This is a genomic window from Bradyrhizobium sp. Ken51, assembly GCF_055807435.1.
Genome location: NZ_JBVVPB010000158.1, coordinates 1 through 291, shown reverse-complemented (window position 1 = coordinate 291; position 291 = coordinate 1). Strand labels below are relative to the sequence as shown.

The 291-nt window shown below is 50.2% G+C and carries 1 protein-coding gene; it reads left to right on the top strand.

Features of this window, described 5'->3' with window-relative positions:
- Positions 1-78 precede the first annotated feature (78 nt).
- A partial coding sequence (locus tag AC0L27_RS41295; RefSeq protein WP_167851886.1) for a cation efflux transmembrane domain-containing protein occupies positions 79-291 on the top strand: 213 nt, incomplete at its 3' end.

Genomic DNA, 291 nt, shown 5'->3' with positions numbered 1-291 from the left:
CTCAATTTGCCTGCTGCTTAATGCATTGCAGATGATTTGCTTCCGTTATACTAGCGTCAGTTGATAGCGGGAGTATTTATGAATCAATCTTATGGACGGCTGGTCAGTCGGGCGGCGATTGCTGCGACGGCGATGGCTTCGCTGCTATTGCTGATTAAAATTTTTGCATGGTGGTATACCGGGTCGGTGAGTATTCTCGCCGCGCTGGTGGATTCGCTGGTGGATATCGGCGCGTCGTTGACGAATTTATTGGTGGTGCGATATTCCCTGCAACCTGCCGACGATAATCAC